The sequence below is a fragment of the Gordonia sp. PvP123 genome, assembly GCF_040547295.1.
GTDB lineage: Bacteria > Actinomycetota > Actinomycetes > Mycobacteriales > Mycobacteriaceae > Gordonia > Gordonia terrae.
In genome coordinates this window covers 1-13578 of record NZ_JBEPPN010000009.1, presented here as the reverse complement: position 1 = coordinate 13578, position 13578 = coordinate 1, and the positions used below count along the sequence as shown (strand labels likewise).

At 61.2% G+C, this 13578-nt stretch carries 13 protein-coding genes and 1 pseudogene; 9 read left to right on the top strand and 5 right to left on the bottom strand.

Going from position 1 to position 13578, the window contains the following annotated elements:
* Position 1: 1 nt before the first annotated feature.
* Both paaI and ABIC25_RS24960 read left to right on the top strand, forming a co-directional pair.
* Positions 2-379 (top strand): hydroxyphenylacetyl-CoA thioesterase PaaI, encoded by a 378-nt coding sequence (paaI, locus tag ABIC25_RS18215; RefSeq protein WP_239399645.1) that lies wholly within the window; start codon positions 2-4, stop codon positions 377-379.
* Positions 380-438: 59 nt separating this feature from the next.
* Positions 439-1346, top strand: a pseudogene (locus tag ABIC25_RS24960) (IS30 family transposase); the annotation flags it as partial.
* 228 nt (positions 1347-1574) lie between these two features.
* On the opposite strand, the gene ABIC25_RS18205 reads toward ABIC25_RS24960, so the two are convergent.
* The 5 genes from ABIC25_RS18205 to ABIC25_RS18185 all read right to left on the bottom strand — a co-directional run bounded on the left by ABIC25_RS18205 (position 1575) and on the right by ABIC25_RS18185 (position 7203).
* Entirely contained in the window at positions 1575-2342 is a 768-nt protein-coding gene (locus ABIC25_RS18205; protein WP_239399648.1) for an SDR family NAD(P)-dependent oxidoreductase, read from the bottom strand.
* A gap of 352 nt (positions 2343-2694) precedes the next feature.
* Positions 2695-3141, bottom strand: a complete 447-nt coding sequence (locus ABIC25_RS18200) for a tautomerase family protein (protein WP_239399649.1) — start codon at positions 3139-3141, stop codon at positions 2695-2697.
* 68 nt (positions 3142-3209) lie between these two features.
* Complete coding sequence (locus tag ABIC25_RS18195; protein ID WP_354562578.1) at positions 3210-5222, bottom strand: acetoacetate--CoA ligase; 2013 nt, start codon at positions 5220-5222, stop codon at positions 3210-3212.
* Positions 5219-6136, bottom strand: coding sequence for an alpha/beta hydrolase (locus tag ABIC25_RS18190; RefSeq protein ID WP_239399653.1), 918 nt, complete (start codon positions 6134-6136; stop codon positions 5219-5221). The genes ABIC25_RS18195 and ABIC25_RS18190 overlap by 4 nt, the downstream gene beginning before the upstream one ends.
* Before the next feature lie 107 nt (positions 6137-6243).
* Complete coding sequence (locus ABIC25_RS18185) at positions 6244-7203, bottom strand: AraC family transcriptional regulator (RefSeq protein ID WP_239399655.1); 960 nt, start codon at positions 7201-7203, stop codon at positions 6244-6246.
* 1219 nt (positions 7204-8422) lie between these two features.
* On the opposite strand from ABIC25_RS18185, the gene ABIC25_RS18180 reads away from it, so the two are divergent.
* The 7 genes from ABIC25_RS18180 (at position 8423) to ABIC25_RS18150 (ending at position 13303) form a co-directional block, all read left to right on the top strand.
* Entirely contained in the window at positions 8423-9328 is a 906-nt protein-coding gene (locus ABIC25_RS18180) for an MBL fold metallo-hydrolase (RefSeq protein WP_239399657.1), read from the top strand.
* A gap of 495 nt (positions 9329-9823) precedes the next feature.
* Complete coding sequence (locus tag ABIC25_RS18175; RefSeq protein ID WP_239399659.1) at positions 9824-10327, top strand: hypothetical protein; 504 nt, start codon at positions 9824-9826, stop codon at positions 10325-10327.
* 56 nt (positions 10328-10383) lie between these two features.
* Positions 10384-10893, top strand: a complete 510-nt coding sequence (locus ABIC25_RS18170; RefSeq protein ID WP_354562576.1) for a hypothetical protein — start codon at positions 10384-10386, stop codon at positions 10891-10893.
* Positions 10894-10952: 59 nt separating this feature from the next.
* Positions 10953-11423, top strand: coding sequence for a hypothetical protein (locus tag ABIC25_RS18165; protein ID WP_502916473.1), 471 nt, complete (start codon positions 10953-10955; stop codon positions 11421-11423).
* A 47-nt stretch (positions 11424-11470) separates the two neighbouring features.
* Entirely contained in the window at positions 11471-12106 is a 636-nt protein-coding gene (locus ABIC25_RS18160) for a hypothetical protein (protein WP_239399665.1), read from the top strand.
* Positions 12106-12747, top strand: coding sequence for a hypothetical protein (locus ABIC25_RS18155; RefSeq protein ID WP_239399667.1), 642 nt, complete (start codon positions 12106-12108; stop codon positions 12745-12747). The genes ABIC25_RS18160 and ABIC25_RS18155 overlap by 1 nt, the downstream gene beginning before the upstream one ends.
* Before the next feature lie 49 nt (positions 12748-12796).
* Positions 12797-13303, top strand: coding sequence for a hypothetical protein (locus tag ABIC25_RS18150; RefSeq protein ID WP_239399669.1), 507 nt, complete (start codon positions 12797-12799; stop codon positions 13301-13303).
* The last annotated feature ends 275 nt before the right edge of the window (positions 13304-13578 follow it).

The following is a 13578-nucleotide window of genomic DNA, read 5'->3' as shown; positions in this document are numbered from 1 at the left end:
AATGTTCGATTCCGACGCCGCGTCGAAGGCCCTCCGTATCGAGATGGTCGAACTCGGAGACGGTTTCGCACGCACCACGATGACCGTCACCGAACTGATGGTCAACGGTCATGGGATCACCCACGGCGGTTACGTCTTCCTGATCGCCGACACAACCTTCGCCTTGGCGTGCAACAGCTACGAGGACTCCGCGGTCGCGGCCCGCGCTGACATCCGGTACTTGCGTCCTACCCGGCTCGGCGACGTACTGGTTGCTACCGCGACGGAACGATCGCGCTACGGCCGCAACGGCCTCTACGATGTGGCGGTCAGCGTCGGCGATCATGTGATCGCGGAGTTCCGTGGAGACAGTCGGACCGTACGTATTCCAAGCCTGTGAACATCAGCCGACGTTCGCGACAGGCATAGGGCAGGTTCGCGGTCACCGCAGCAGCTTGACTGTTGAGACTGTGTGCCGCGGCCAGGGCGGCGGGCGTGTCGAGGTGGGCTGGTCAGGAGTGGTTCAAGCAGGCTGGTGGGGTGCGTCCTGTCACGAGCAACCCGCAGTTAGAGGCAGTCGTCGACCACGGTGTAGACCGATTGTCCTGGAAGGGTCGGTGCCGCATCGAGGATCTCGTCACCGCCCACTACCATCCGGCGCAGATCGCTCGGTTGATGGGCCGGGCACGCTCGACGATCAGCCGGGAGTTGGCCCGGGGAGTACCGATCGATCGGGCCAGCCGGTACCGGGCGTTGGTGGCGCAGAACCGGGCCGAGGCAGCTCGTCGCCGTCCTAAGTAACGCAAATTGGTGCCCGGGACCCGTCTTCACACTGAAGTCGCCGATCGACTCATAGTCCGGCACAGATCTCGGGATCGTTGTCGGTGGATTTCCCGACGACGCGGAGATGCAGGTGTCCCACGAAACGATCCATCAGGCGCTCCACGTCCAGGCCCGCCGCGGACTGAAGAAGGAAGTCCAGACCGCTTTGCGTACCGGACGTGTCCGTCGTAAACCGCAGGGACGCAGTACCTCTGACCGCGAGCGTTTCAAGAACATGGTGTCTATCAGTGAGCGGCGGGCCGAGGCTGATGATCGGGCGGTGCCCGGCCATTGGGAAGGTGACCTGATCATGGGGACCGGTAACGCACCGCAGCGACCGAGTTGCCCATCTATTTCGCCGATCCGCACAATCCCCTGGCAGCGAGGCAACCAGAACACCAACGGACTGCTGCCCCAATACTCCCCAAAGGCCCGACCTGTCGTTCCACGGGCCGGGCATTCTGGCCGACGTCGCCGCTGAACTCAACGCCCGGCCCCGTAAACGACACGGCGGGCGCAGCCCCGCCTACAAACTCGACGAACTACACCTGGATTGCAGATTGGTCGGTGCTGATCGGACCTCAACGAGCTGCCTTGGTTTCGGACCGCGGCTCGTTTGCATTTCATCAGCAGCCGGGCGCAGCCAGGTGCGATAATGCCGATGACGCCGAAATTTCCATCTGAATAGCAGTCAGCGCGGTGATCACCGCTCAACGGTGACCACCGCGCTGACGTAGTGCCAACACCTCAGTGTTCTGCGCGGGATGCGGCTTCTAGAAGAGGCTGGCGTGGAGGCCACCGTCGAGGACAAGGCCGGAACCGTTGCAGAACGATGCCTTGTCCGAGACGAAGAACATCACTGCCTCGGCGACCTCGTCGGCCGTACCGTAGCGGCCCTGCTTTTGACTTACAGCCCCGTCGAAGCTCCCCTCAGGGAGCCCTAGGGCACTCTCGAAGCGTTCGGCGTTGGTGCTGACCAGAGCGGTCTCGACGAACCCGGGGAGAACGACATTGACCCGAACGTTCTGGTCGCGGAGTTCCATCGCCGCGGTCTTCGTGAGGCTCACCACGGCGGCTTTGGCCGCCGAGTAAGCCCCTCCTAGGGGTGGGCTGGCAAGAGCCGTCACCGATCCGATGTTGACGATACTGCCGCCACCACTGGCAGTGATGGCCGGTGCCGCATAACGGATCGAGAGAAAGACCCCATCAAGATTGATCGACATCGCTGCGCGCCAGGTCGCCAGATCTTGCCCGGTCAACGGGGCAACGGTCATGATTCCCGCATTGGGAATCATGATATGTAGACCGCCATAGGTCGCCACCGCTGTTTCGATGAGCGACTTGACCTGGTCTTCGTCGCGAACGTCACAGGCCACGGCGGTGGCGTTGTTCAGTTGTTCGGCAGCGGCCTTGGCGGCTGCCTCATCAATGTCGGACAGGACGACGTTGGCGCCGGCCTCGCTGAGCTTGCGGGCGATCGCGAAGCCGATCCCTTTCGCGCCTCCAGTGACGATCGCGGTCTTGCCTGCGAGATGACTCATGAAACTTCCTTTTTCAGATGGTGAGTAGCGGCATTGCTGAAGCTGCTGTTCCCGACTGGCACGTTGGGTGGCGCCCACCGAGGCTGAGGAGATCGCCTCAAATTCGCTGCTGGAGTGACGCCCGACTGCGTTCTGTCGCAAGAGCGTTCTGTCGTAGCCAATTTCGCGATTCGGGAACCGCAGTCCGGTGTCCGCAGGCGTTACTGGCTCACCTTTCGGTCGTCCGGGGACGAACGGCGGACGCGGGTGCCTCCGCGAGGTTCCGCACAACCTTTCCCAGGTCTGGGCGAGACTGGGGAAGGTTGTGCGGAACGTCGTGGTAGGTCGATCGAGCCGGATGACGATGTGGTGATCAGAGGGGAGCTAGGGTCTCGAGATCGTATGGGATGGGCCGGTTTTCCTTGGCCCACAGCCTTTCGATGTCGGAGTCCGCGGGCGGAGGGATCAGACCCTGGGTATGCCACTGAGTCACCGGGGTGTCGTCGAAGTGAATTTCCCAGTCGAAGCCTCTGTCTTTCACGAATGGCGCTAGTGCATCCTCGAAGGCCTGCATGGCCGCGGGACGAACATCATCGTCCATGTTGCGAGCGATGTGATCGACCACGAACCGCACGAAATTGGTTGTGGCCTTTCCGCCTACGTACATCTCGTTGTCGGCCAGTTCCTGGAACCGGATGACGACATAAAACCTTGGCAAGCTCACGAATTGCACGTAGACGTCGGTGATCGCGGATGAGAACTGCTCTTTGTCTTGGTCCGTGTAGGCACCCTTGGGGGTGAAGATCTCCCAGTACGGCATGACTATCCTCCTGTTGTTCTGTGCGGGTATTTATTGTTCTGGTAATGCTGATACGTGCGAATAAATCTCTACTGGATCTGGCCAGGTCTCGAAGCTGCCCGGCTGAAAGCCGCGATGGCTTCGTAGTCTGTGACCGCTCCCGGAGAAACAACATCGGCCGGCTCGGCGCCGGCGAGGATTCTCTTGATCGGTGTCTCGAGCTTCTTGCCGGTCAATGTTCGAGGTACAGCGGGGACCGCTGCGACGAGGTCCGGCACATGCCTGGGCGACAATTCTTTGCGGATCAGCTTCTTGAGCGCATCTGCGGTCTCGACGCCCATCTCGTCACCGGATACGAGCTTCACGAAGAGCATCAGCTTCCCCGGACCGCCCGTATTGTCCTCGAGGTGCACGACGAGGCTGTCCTCAATGTCGGGCAGGTTCTCGATGAGGTTGTAGAATTCCGCCGTTCCGAGCCGGACGCCGCCCCGGTTCAACGTGGCGTCAGATCGCCCTTGGATGACAACGCTGCGTCGATCACTCATGGTGATCCAGTCTCCGTGCCGCCAGATTCCGGGATAGATGTCGAAGTATGCCGCGCGGTAGCGGGTCATACCCTTGTCGTTCCAGAACGCCACTGGCATCGATGGCATAGGTGAACGGATCACCAGCTCACCGACCTGGTCGAAGATTTCTTTTCCGTCGTCATCGAAAGCGGCGACATCGGCGCCCAGCGTCGGACCTGATATCTCACCTCGGTACACGGGGAGCCATGGATTCCCTGCGACGAAGTTCGAGCAGATATCTGTACCCCCGCTTTGAGAATTCACGTAGATCTGCGCAGGCAGCACTTCATAGAGCCAGTCGTAAAGCTCTGCAGGCAAGACAGCGCCGGTCACAGAGAGTGTCCGAAGCGCAGCGAGATCGAACTCGTCCCCTGGGCGCATGCCCTTCTCACGACACGCCCCAAGGAAGCCCGGGCTCGTACCGAAGAGGGTGACGCCGTCCTCGGCCACGGTTCGCCACGGTTCGTCGACCCCGGGATAGAGCGGGTTGCCGTCTGTCAGTACGATCCCGGCGCCCATCATCAGTGCACTGACCAGTGCGTTCCAGACAGTCCAACCGGTCGTGGTCATCGACATGGCCCGGTCGCCTGCGCGGGTGTCGAAATGAAAAGCGTGCAGTTTCAGGTGCTCAAGGGTGATTCCGCCGTGACTGTGCACCACTGCCTTCGGCAACCCGGTAGTACCCGAGGAAAACAAAGTCCACAACGGATGCTCGAAGGGGACGTGCTCGAACGACAGTAGTTCCTCCGGAGGCTGCGTGGATAAGAGGTCAGTCCAATCCTCGCTCGCAGCCACCTCGTGAATGCCGTAGGTCACCCCGATCACATTCCGAAGGGTTGGCAGAGACTCTCGGATCGTCCGCAGTTCGGCCGTCCTGTCGACTTCCTTCGCGCCATAGGTGTATCCAGCGACCGCGATGAGAAGCTTGGGCTGCAGTTGCGCAAGACGATCGATGACGCTGCGCGATCCAAACTCCGGAGGACAGCAGGCCCAGGCAGCGCCCAGCGATGCGGCGGCAAGCATGGAAATCACGGCTTCTGGGATATTCGGGAGATACCCGACCACGAAGTCGCCGCGGCCCACCCCACGAGCCTTGAAGGCCGATCGAGCTCGCCGCACCTGTTCACGGAGCTCACCGAAGGTCAGCTGCACCGGCTCGCGAGTTTGTGAACGCCCAATTATCGCTATGCGGTCCGGGTCCTCGATGGTTCCGAGTACACACTCGGCGTAGTTCAACCGAGCGGTGGGAAACCAGTTGGCACCCGGCATCTTCCGGCTGGAAAGCACAAGGTTTCCCGAGGCGCCGGGCACCTCGAAGTAGTCCCACAGCGACGCCCAGAAACCCTCGAGGTCATCGACCGACCACTTCCAGAGATCGTCATAGGACTCGAAGTGTTGACCTCTGTCGGCCAGCCAGCTGACGTATTTGCCGAGTCCGGTCGCCGCAAACTCGGCTCCACCGAGCGCGGCCCGCATCACGGGGCCGCGGACGCGTGTGCTGATGGCCGGTTCCGGACGGTCAGCGAACTCGTTCATCGCTGATCAGTTGGGCCGAGGAATTTCAGAAAGTGATCTCGGGCTGCTCCAGCGCATTTATCGAACTCCGGTCCGGTGTACGCGTCGAAATGGCCGCCTGGGCTGAAGACCAGCTCTTTTGGCTCTCGTGCGCGTTCGTAGGCCTCAAGTGCGAACTGGTGGGGAGCGACGCCGTCCTCGGTAGCAACGATCATCAACAGCGGAGTAGGCGAGATCTGGCTGATGTAGTGGCCGGGCTCGTATTCGGTTGCGAGTTCCAGGCTCCGCGCCGTGACTTCGTTCTTCCAATTCGGGGCGCGATCGGCTGCGGTGGTGGTGAACCACTCGTAAGCATCAGACGAGGCCATGAGGGCCTGGGCCGTGGGGTCCGGAGTTACGACCGCGAGCATATTGGGTTCTCCGCCGTTGAACCGGTGCAGCCGGTCGCCGGCGAACATCTCTCGTGTCGGCGGGACGAAGTCCGGTCGGATAAACCGGTTCAACGTACCCGATCCCGAGATGAAGGGGACCTGCGCGACGACCGCCTTCACCCTTTTGTCGATCGCGGCGACCATCAGTGCGTGGCCACCGGCGAAGCTACTCCCCCACAGCCCAATCCGTGTTTCGTCGACCTCAGCCCTGTTCGCGAGATACGTTATGGCATTGCGGATGTCGCGATATTGCAACACTGGGTCAGCTTCTTGTCGCGGCTGGCCATCACTGTCGCCGAAATTACGGTGGTCGTACGCCAGGACATTCAAACCGGCGTCAGAGAAAAGTTGGGCGTAATCGTCGAGGTGCATTTCCTTGACGGCTGTGACACCGTGGGTCAGGACGACCGCGGGTGCGGGCGACTCTGTTCCCTCTGCGTGGTAGAACCAGCCCCGGAGGGTAACGTCACCCTCGCCCTGGAATTCGATGTCTTCGCGAGTCATCTCCACTTCACTTCCTGTTGTGTTGTGCGACTTACACAAACCTAGAAGTTGTGAGGCAGCTCTCGTAGAACTGGAACGCCTGGCGGTGGAACCGGCGCGCCACGGTCTCAGACGATGCCGTGCGCCGCTCGATAGTCGCCCGGCGACATGGAGAATTCACGTCGGAACTCCCGGCCAAGATGGCTGGCATCACAGAAGCCCCAGCGGTGCGCGATGGTGGCGATCGAGGAGTCGGTGTGCACCAGATCATTGCGCGCCGCTGCCAGGCGGTGAGCACGGACGACCGAACCCATAGTGTCACCCGTTGTGGCGAAGGCCCGGTGGACCGTTCGAGGCGCAACACTGTGCGCGAGCGCAACGTCGCCCACCCGGATGGGGCCGTCACCGAGATGGGCCACTATCCAGTCTTCGAGCGACCCGCGTAAGAACGGGAGGAAGTCCGTCTCGCCGGCATCTGGTGCATGTCCGGAGCGGATCATTCCTGCCAGCAACACCAGGAGAGCGTTGCGGGAACTCTCGACGTCGGCGGGGGTCATCTGGCGCAGTCGAGAACCGATCCCATCGAGAAACTCGGCTGTCAGCTGCGCCAGAGGGTTGGCGGCGATGTCAATAGACAGGAAGTTCGGAATCCCGCGTCCTGTGTCATACCCCGCAAACGCAGCCGACGGCACACGGACGGTGCGCTTGCGGGTCTTCTCGGGAACAACGATCCTGACGGGGGTTCGAGAACTCATCAGAAGTAGCGAGCCTGGTCGCAACAGCGCAGTGTCATCAGGTGTCTCGACGAACTGCGTGCCGGCGGTCGCAGTAAGGACAAGGAGGGACTCCGCCTCCCTACCGACAACCGCGCTTCGGCGGGTGCCCTCCAGCGAGGTGCCCGACGTCCAGTCCGTGATCAGTACGTCGCCGACGTCGCGGCCCACGAACGATCCGTGGCCGCGATGGTCGTGACAGCCACTCAGATCTAGATCGGCCAGTCGTTCCTGCAATGCGCGTCGCCACAGAAAATCACCCTCTTCCGGCGAGAACCCGGGAAGTGAGTTGGAGATCGTTTGGGTGTGTGTCACGAGGCCGCTCCGCTGCTGTCTTGTTTGAGACTACATAGTGGTGTCGTCGGACGACACCGCCATAGAAATAGGTACGGTCGAGTTCGGCGCTTCCGAACGCAGTGCCTGGGGCGGCGATCTGTCGCTCGGTGTCCACCGAGTCGAGAACGGCAGACGGGTCGGGGGTACAGCCGGAACGCCAGCAGTGGGCCTAGTCGCACCGCATCGCGGTGTCAGAACCTCCTCCCCGGAAGACGCGTCCTCTGCTGGCCGACGATGTCTCCAGTACGTCGGTCCCAGGACCGGGGTTTGAACCATCCGATATGCGAATGTTCGCCAGGAGTGCTTCGACGCTGAGGGCGCCACGCCCTCAAGGCGGACACTGTCGTGACGCCCAACGTCCGTGGAGACGCGAGGACACCAGACGCACCCTGGGCGCGGGCTCATCGGACGATCACTTGCCCGCTCATTGATCCCCGCAAGGCCCATGAACTCGTCGCGATGCGTCGGTAGTGGTTCCGGCCGGGTACCGCAGTTGCACCACCGGCCACCACGCCGACCAGAAGACGCCCCCGGCCTTCGGCTCCGCATCGTCGGCCTAGGACGTAGATCCCCACCATAGGATCATGGTACCCCAACGCGCCGTACATTTGGTCGGTAATTAACGGCGCGTGATGGTGTCTGCCTGACCACGGTTTTTTCGGCAGCATCAACTCCGACGAGCGTTGTTATCCCCCTTACGAACCGCCAGAACTGCACCGATAGGCCTTCTGGGGCACAGCCCTCTTGTTTCATCGAGAACCCTATTGATCTACCTTGCGCCCCGGTATGTGCTCGACGCACGAGTAGCCAAAGATTTGAAACAGTCCGATTGGTCGGTTATCAGATGGACATCACGAGGCCGAGATGAACGACTTGCAACAACATCCATCCACCTAGGACAGCCGCTCCCGATCCCCGAAGGATCAGTTGCACCCGATCTCGTTCGACCTTGCAAGGGATACCTACGAGGACGTGCGGCAACGTCGTTGAGACGCCTCCCCGCGCACCGCAAACCCTCGCAACCCACGACACGGCTCCGTGCGTCTCGCGCGGGGGCACAGGGTTCCTCAGTGACCTGCTCGTTCCATCGCCAGGCACGCTGGTTCTAGAGCTGGAGTTTTACGAGGTCCAGAGTCGTGTGTAGTGACGGCCGTTACAGCAAGCCGTGACTGACCACTCACAGCACCTGGAGGTTCACATGACAACCGACGCTCGCTCGACCACCGTTCCGATCCGGGCCACTGTCTTCACCGGACGGTGGCCGGATATCCCGGTCGAGGACTATCCAGGCGTCCCCTCCGGCAAGTTTTCGCCGACCACAGCGACGCTGATCAGTGGAGCCACCGAAGTGGTTCTGATCGACGCGCTGTACCTCAAGGAGGATGTTCGGGACCTCGGCGACCTGATCGAGCGGACGGGTAAGAAGCTAACGACGATCTACATCACTCATGACCATGCTGATCACTATCTGGGTTTCGGGCCGCTCCTGGAACGGTTCCCAGGCGCGAAATGCGTGGCTTTGCCGCACGTGGTGGAGTCCATGAAGCGGACCATGGAGTTTCAAACCGACCAGTGGCGCATGCTCTTCGGCGACACCTGCGTAGCCTCGGGCCCGATTCCGGATGTACTGGAAGGCGACACTATCTATGTGGACGGCTCGCCCGTACACATCATCGAGGTGAAGCAGGCTGACATCCACCCTACGAGCATCGTTCACGTACCCGACATCGATCTGGTCGTTGCCGGCGATTCTATCTACAACGAGATCCACCAGATGCTCGGCCTGTCGACGCCTGAGGAATGGCAAGACTGGCTGAAGACCGTCGATGTCGTCGAGAACCTCCGCCCGCGCATGATTGTCGCCGGGCACAGGCGGCCCGACGGTGACGACTACGCGGTAGACACCATGATCGCTCAGACCCGCGCTTACATCCGGGACTTCACATCCGCCTACGAGTCGGCCAAGGATGTAGATGACCTTGTGTCGATCATGTCGGCGAAGTACCCGAACTACGGGAACATGTGGACTCTGCAGTTCTCTGCCATGAACGCCATAGCGCACCGGGACGGTAACTCGACGATCCGCACGGCGCCGCAGTCATAGCCAACTCATCGCTGCCGAGACCACCAAGGACCTGAGGGACGACGCATTCAGAGCGTGTTCTGGTCTATGGCGAGGGCCGACTGTCGGTCTCGAGAGACCTCTGCCCGCCGTCAGACGAGCTCAGGGCGGTGGGCAGAGGGCCTCACCTCCGTAAGCGATCGACCCGGCCTCGAGACGCAACGGTGACACGTTCGATTCGGGGCAGTTCCGGTTGCCGGTGGTCGACCGCCCTACGAGACGGGTCTCGATCCTCGGCGAGGAGGTATCCGCTGTTCTGACTGGTGAGGGTACTGCCGAGTATGTTCCGCCAAGTCAAGGGTCGATGTGGACTTCGACCTCACGTTGCTGGCGTCACCGATGTGAGCGGCGGGCTCCGAACCGACAACGCCGACCCTGCACACAGCTCCGGCTCGGTGAGCGGAACCACACCCTCTAAAACGTTTCAAGTCGCCGAAGCACAGTCCAGATCATTGATCGCGTTCGAAGAGGAGTATTGTGGATCTCCACGAAACTGGTTGTACCAAAGACGTCGGGTACCCCATTGAGCTATACGACGGGAACGACACCCGCATCACCGCGAACAAGGTCGCTGCCCTCCTTGCACACAACTGCTCAGACGCTGGCCGTGGCCGCCTAGGCCACGGTTTCACCCGACCTGTTGCGCTGTTCGATCCAAAGCACAACGACAGCGCTACGATCGCTTTTCGCGACGCCGGCGCCACCGTGTACAACGGAATTGCCGGGCGCCCGGTCGTAGTGCTGGAATGTGCACTCGGCGAGCTGGCCCCAATCAAAGTCCGGCGATTCAGCGTGCCCGCGACACTGCTACTCGGACGCGCCGGAACGGCCATGCTGCGATCCTTGGCCGGTCGACGTGTGCGTCTTCGCGACGCGGCGCTTCATCCCCTGGTCGTCGTCCGGTTCCTCACGATCCTGTCACCTCCGGCAGACGAGGCCGTACCGCACGTCACCAGGCCGAATTCCGCGGTCAGCGCATGATGAGCGTTCCCACATCGTCAGCTTCGCGACAAAAGATTCTTCAAGTCGTCCTGATCGTGACAGTGGCGATCTTCGCGGCTGTGTACCTGGCCCCTCGGATCTACGACCTGGTGGCCACACCATACCGACTGGATCAAACCATCGTGTCCGCCGACAACTACAACCCAGCCCTCGACACGATCATCGCCCACGAGAGGGTCACGATCCGGGCATTCGACTCCCTCTCCCAGATGAAACGAGCCATCGCGAACGTCATAGACACAGACGCTCGCGTACACGACGAGCTGACCTTGCTCTCGGATCAGATTAGCGACGACATCAGAGTCACCCTCTCACGCGCTAACGTCAGCTTGAGCATGCTCATCGGTGAACTCGACAGTCTTACCGGACGTATCGACTCACTATCGGTGACCCTCGACGGCACCTCAGACAGCCTGGGCCACAACCGGTCTCGACTCGCTGCGATCCTCGATGACACCCGAGAAACAGCAGCGAAGATCCACGACACCCGTATGTCGGCCGATGCTGCAGCCGACGACTTGTCCGGTCGAGGAGGAGCCCCATGACGTTCTTCGGTAGGCGGGGCGGACCCATGCGGATGGTCCTGGCATTTATAGCAGTAATCATGCTGGCAGTACTGTGCTTCGTCATCGTCAATCTCAATACGCGTCTGGACAAGCAGCACCAGGCCAACCTGGAGAGCATTCACCGCTCCGAACAGATAGTCACAGTGAATGACGAACTCACCCAGCAGTTGCAGAGCCTCACGTCTCTCACCGCTGACGCCCAGAGTGCGCTCGACGCCACCGCAGGGCTGGGCCCGGTGCTGGCGCGCCTGGGCGAAGCCATCAAACCCGTGGCCCGCCTCCTGACGTCGAACACGGCCGGCGCCCAACTGACCAACGATCAGCTCAACGCAATCAGGATCATCCTCATCGAGGTGCAGACCAAAGTCGAGGCGCTCAAGATTTCAGCCAAGGCGTTCGGCAATCAGAGCACCCAGCTGCTTGATCTCGTGTCAGGTCTGGTCACAGATCTTGAGAGTTCGGTGTCCTCAGCTCAGACCATCAACCAGATGCTGCCGCTCCCTGGATGATCTCGCATCCCATCCGTCCCACCTCATCGCACTTCGAAAGGTCTCCGTTGTCCACAATCAGAGTCGGTCACGGCCGCCCGTGGGGCGAGCAAGTCCGCACCGACCTCCCAGACGACGAGTTTCCGACTTCAACTCGCTTCGCCGTCGCGACCGAGTGGGCGGGCAAAGTGGCGGCTGTCTTGGCTGCACTGTTGTTGCTACTCGTGCTCATGGCGATCCACAAAGGGTTATTGGTCCAATACACCGCCAAGTCCATCGTCACTGACTTTCGCACCACCAATCAGCATTTCGAGGACCGTGCAGACTTCTCTGCCACCGCCGGCGCCCGGCAGCGGCTTGAGGATCTTCGTGCCGTTCTCGATGACCTGAACGCGGCCGCCGCCCGCGACGTGCAGCAACTCACTGACCTCCTACCCGACGCGCAGGCCCTGCTCGCCGCCGGACAGACAGATTCCCAGATCGCCCAGCAGCTACGTGCAGTTACCGGCTCCTTGCAAACCGCAGCCGGTGCGATCAACCAGATCGCGGTGACCGCGGACACCACCGTCGACCAAATTTCAACGAAGCTCAACGAAGCTCTACGCCTGGTCCGCCAGCTCAACGCCGAACTCACACGCACCACCGTCAAACTGGCACCCATCCCAGCCCAAGACGACTTAATCCCCGCGCCAGGAGAAAAGTGATGACGAGCACCCGGAACTGGATCGGCATCGTCGCCATCCTCGGACTGATACCAGCACTCGTGCTGTGTCTGATCAACGGATTCATCCCGCGATGGCCTGATCTCAGCGATCCCCTCGGACGCCCTTCATCACTGAGCAATGAGCTGATCGTCTCTGCCGACGAGCTCGATCAGCTCACGGCCGAAATGGCACCCAAGCACGGCACTCTCGCCATCACAATCCAAGACATCGGGCCGCTGGCCGACAGCCTCACTGAACTCACCGATCTCGCCGCCAAACTGCCCGACAGCGCGAAATCGGTCAACATTTACACCACCGATGTAGCAGGCACCGCCCGACCACTACCCGACATAATCACCTCCGTCGTCGGAAACTCCACACAAGCCTCCACCACGGTGGGGAACATGACCACAGCACTTGAACGAGTCGGAACCCAACTCGACAACGTCGATACCGGAATGGCACGCGTACAAACGACTTTGAAGACGTTAGGACCACGCGCCTCCACCATCTCGGCAACACTGAAGTCGATTGAAGAAGAAGCCGCTCGGGTCGCTGCACTCGGACCACTACTTGCTGTGCTTGGGCCGGCGGTCAACGGCCCCAAACGACCCGCGCACAACCCCAGCGGAGCATACTGACATGTACAGAGTTTCATGGGCCATCACAGCGGCGATAACTGTCGCCGCGATGGTCGGACTGCTCATCCTCAGCAGAGACCTCTCCATCACCAGCGAAACATTCAAAGACGGTGTTGCCCAAGCGGAGACAGTCAACGGGACCACCGATGAGGCACTAGCCGGGGCCGACCAACTCGATCCGGCAAACACCGCGACCCGAGCGGGCATGCCAGAGATCACCGGCATCGTGGCTTCACTCTCCCAGGCCAACACATCGCTGTCTGAACTGGGTACCAAACTGCAGCAATTAGGCGACGCCCTCACCGGTGCCAACACGTCCTTGGAAGGCGTGATCTCCAGTGGAAACTCAGCTGTCGACAACGCTTTCCGCGCCAGCACCTCCGTAGCGTCCATCTCCGACCGGCTCGAAGGCATCAATACACGAGCAACCGAGATCGCAGCCGAGCTGGACAACACCCGCGCGCTGTCTCACACCATTGACACCAAACTGCGGATTGCACTTCTGCTCCCAACAATAGGACCTCCGGTTACGCCCAGAATCCCCGGACCGCGCTAGGACCGTCGTCGGTAGGCGCTCACCGGCTGCCATGCGGATCTCTCCCACATGCCGCCTGACCGATCAACACGACGTCCTGCCACGGCTCGAAGTTCAACCGTCCGACCGTCTGCAGGTGGTACGTCGACTACACCCGCCGGTCCGAAACGGAAAGCTGACCGTCATGTGATTGCCACAGTGTGAACCGCCCCGGGTCTGTCGGAGGCTCTCGAACCTGTGAAGGATGGAGAGCATGGCAGCACCACGCAAGTACAGTGAGGAACTCAAGGACCGGG

Coding starts and splice junctions, on each gene's coding strand:
- paaI (WP_239399645.1), top strand. CDS start 2: ATGTTCGATTCCGACGCCGCGTCGAAGGCCCTCCGTATCGAGATGGTC.
- ABIC25_RS18205 (WP_239399648.1), bottom strand. CDS start 2,342: ATGAGTCATCTCGCAGGCAAGACCGCGATCGTCACTGGAGGCGCGAAA.
- ABIC25_RS18200 (WP_239399649.1), bottom strand. CDS start 3,141: ATGCCGTACTGGGAGATCTTCACCCCCAAGGGTGCCTACACGGACCAA.
- ABIC25_RS18195 (WP_354562578.1), bottom strand. CDS start 5,222: ATGAACGAGTTCGCTGACCGTCCGGAACCGGCCATCAGCACACGCGTC.
- ABIC25_RS18190 (WP_239399653.1), bottom strand. CDS start 6,136: ATGACTCGCGAAGACATCGAATTCCAGGGCGAGGGTGACGTTACCCTC.
- ABIC25_RS18180 (WP_239399657.1), top strand. CDS start 8,423: ATGACAACCGACGCTCGCTCGACCACCGTTCCGATCCGGGCCACTGTC.
- ABIC25_RS18165 (WP_502916473.1), top strand. CDS start 10,953: ATGCTGGCAGTACTGTGCTTCGTCATCGTCAATCTCAATACGCGTCTG.
- ABIC25_RS18155 (WP_239399667.1), top strand. CDS start 12,106: ATGACGAGCACCCGGAACTGGATCGGCATCGTCGCCATCCTCGGACTG.
- ABIC25_RS18150 (WP_239399669.1), top strand. CDS start 12,797: ATGGTCGGACTGCTCATCCTCAGCAGAGACCTCTCCATCACCAGCGAA.